Origin of the sequence: Neglectibacter sp. X4 (assembly GCF_009917365.1) — a bacterium.
Classification (GTDB): domain Bacteria; phylum Bacillota; class Clostridia; order Oscillospirales; family Acutalibacteraceae; genus Acutalibacter.
The window spans coordinates 1-3,194 of record NZ_QWLE01000121.1 but is presented as its reverse complement, the minus strand read 5'-3'; the positions used below and the strand labels follow the sequence as shown (position 1 = coordinate 3,194).

Here is a 3,194-nt window from a genome sequence, read left to right as displayed (position 1 = left end):
GGAAACGGAAGCCTCGTCCTTGAAGGGCACAGTGGCATTCTCGTCAACCTCAACGCCCAGCATACGGACTGTCATCATAGCGAAGTCCTCGCGGGTGATGTTGCCATAGGGGTTGAAGGTGCCGTTGCCCTGGCCCAGAACGATGCCGGCGTCAACAGCCTTCTCAACATACTCGGCAAACCATGCGTTGGCAGGCACGTCTGTGAAGCGCTCGCCCAAGGTGGTCTTGAGGGTGTAAACGTTGGTGGTCTTGCCGTCCTCGGAGGTGACAGTGATAGTCACGTCAGAGTTCAGGCTGTAGTTGTTAGTGGCCTTGTACGGATTGCCGTTGATGAACACCTTAGCCATCTTATCAGCAGTGATGTCCAGCTTGATGGGGTTCAGGGCGGTGCCGAAGGGCAGGCTCAGGTTGATGGTGCTGCCGCTAATGCTGGCAGAACTGTTGCCAACCTTCAGGCTCTTAATGGTGGCGCCTGTTTCAGCAGGGGCAACCTTCACGCTCACAGGATACTTGGTGCTGTTGGCACCATCCTCGCTGGTGACAACCCAGTTACCTGTCACTTCTGCGTCATCAGCAGCAAAATGCAGCTTAGGTGTTCCATCGGCTTCCAACTGCACGTAAAGTTTTGTGCCATCGTCTTTAGTTTTCCCGTTATCGGAAAGCAGTGCAACCGGTGTTCCAGCAGTACTGTCAGTCATGCTGGCCAGCTTGGACATGGCAAAATTCAGTGTGAAAGTAATGTTTGCATGAGTTGTAGAGCTGTAGGAATCGCCATCAGCCAGCGCATAAGAAGCAGGAACCGTGATAGTGATTTTGCCGCCGCTAAGCTTTGCAGTAACATTGGTGTCCACAACAGACTTTATGCTGGTCAGTGCGCTGCTCTTTTCAGGATCAGCCTTCACAGCATAGACGTAGTAAACCTTAGCATTTTTGTTGGTAACAGCAGTATTGAGGGCGGCAATGTCAGTGTTTGCGTCAATGGGGGTTTTCTCGTTGACCACATACAAGGTATAAGCCTCAGCAACTGTCAATTCCTTATTTGTGGTATTGTATGCGCCGTATGCATCGGCATCAAACTCAATCTTGTTGATGCCGCCCTGCGGGCCAAGCACCTTTTCGTCAAGCTGCTTAATCTCATTTGCAAGAACCTTGGTGGTATTCGCAGTTCCGCCAGCAAAGCCAAACACTCTGGCCTCAGGGCTAACCTTAAGTGTCTTGAAGAAAATTTTAGCAGGCACGGGCGTGGGCGTTGCGCCCATTCCTTCAACTACAGAATGGGGCAGAGTGAGTTTGACAGCATCTTTCTCGCCATCATCGGTGTTCACCTTGCCAATCTCGGTCTTAAAGGTGTTGTTCTCGGTAACCTCGCTCAGGTTGTTGGTTCCAACAGCAGCGGTGCCGGAAAGGAGCAGGTTGCCGGTCTTGGGCTGTGCAAACACCAGCTTGATGGTGTAAGTACGGGTGGTGTCAGTATCGCCCAAAGCCAGGTCGTCGGCGGCAACGCGCACGTTGTAATACTCTACAAAGCCGCCGTTGGCAGTATCAGCAGCAGCGCCGTTCACCAGAAGCTTATCAAAAGTGGTCGTGCCGTTCACAATAGCTTTGGCAGGGTTTTCATTAGTGAAAGCTGTTGCCCCGGCACTGGGAGTTGCATAAATTGTCCAGCCAGAACCATTTGTTACGCCGCCCTTCATGCTGAAGGGCAGGTTGATGGTGCCGGTCAGGCCGTTAAAAGTGGCGCTGTAAATTTTGCCGTCATTGGTGTCCTTAATGCTGAAATCGGTCAGGTCGGTCTTCACCTCGGAAGCGGACACCAGGGTGATGTTGTAGTCGTTGGTGGTCTTTTCATCCTCAGAAACCACACGGATAGTGAACTTCTTGCCGCTGATATTGACAGGCTTGCCAGTTGTTTCAAAAATGGTATCAACATTAGCATTTTGGGTAAGAGTCACGTTTTGAGACGGAATGGAAACGGTGGCGCCTTTAGAAGCCTCTACAACAATATCAACGTTCACGCTGTAGTCAGTGTTCACGCCCATGTTCACGGTAACGTCCTTGCCGGTCACAGTGGCCCGGGCCTTCTCGCCCACCTGGATGGACTTCAGCTCAGCGCCCTCGGCTTCATCTGTCTCCTCCACAGTGACTTTCACTTTAACAGGAGTCGTCACGCCTTTCAGGTACACATTAAAGGTTTTGGCAGAGCCAGAATTATCAAATTTTAGTTCCGTTTTGCCGGAAACCACGTCAATTTCATCATTATCCACGCTGGAGCCGCTGCCATTGGCAGTCGCGCCCTTGTAGGTGGTGACTTTCTCCACGGTTTCGCCCAGTGTAAAGGTGGGAACAATTTTATCAAAGTTTGTGCCCTTCTTCACTTTAACTTTCACTGTGGGGTCGCCGCTATTTGTTACCTTGTCTTTAATCTCAGCGTCGCCAATCTGGTCGGGAACAGAGAAGGTGGCGAAGCCGGTCTGGTTTTTAATCTCAACGTCATATACCTTTTCAGCGTTGGGCGCGGTAACAGTAACCTTCTTGGAAGGGGACACAGCATATGTCACAGTGCCATTGGTACCATCAACCTTCTTGGAGGAAGGCACAAAGATTGCACTCGCAGTTGCATGTGTACTCAAAGGAGAGGCAATCGCGGTGGGCACGTCCTCGTCAAAGGCCACAATGATGGTGATCTTGTCATCTGTGATGGAATAGCTAACCATCTCGGGAATGCCGGTAACCTCTTTAATGGTGGCGTCCAGATCCACGTCAGCTTCTTTCACGGTGACCAGCAGGGTGTACTCAGCAGGGTTCTCCTGCCAGCCGCCCTCCTCGCTCTCCTCATACAGCCGCAGCGTAACAGTGTACACATCATCGGCAACGGGATAATCAGCCAGAGGCAGGTTGGCAATGCCCGCGGTGTCATCTACCTCATCCTCGTCGCCTTTTGCGTTCACCGCAACCAGCTTTGTTTTAGCCTGGCTGTCCCAGGTAAGCTTTGGAGTATTGTTGTCAACCGTCACAGACTGGCTGGCACCGCCCGCAAAATCAATTTGCTGGCTGTCCAAATATACCTTGGGAGCCGAAGCAGCAGCAGCGCTGAGCGGAATCATCGCGACTATCATAAGAACAGCTAAGACAGCCGCAAGTGATTTCTTCAGAAACTTGCTTTTGTTCATAAATTTCAACCCTCTTAAATTTT

The 3,194-nt window shown here is 51.3% G+C and carries 1 protein-coding gene; it reads right to left on the bottom strand.

What is annotated here, in order from left to right; translation table 11 throughout:
- Nucleotides 1-3,171, bottom strand: a 3,171-nt coding sequence (locus D1841_RS16845) for an S-layer homology domain-containing protein (RefSeq protein ID WP_160644815.1), incomplete at its 3' end; no start/stop codon positions are given.
- Nucleotides 3,172-3,194: the final 23 nt, after the last annotated feature.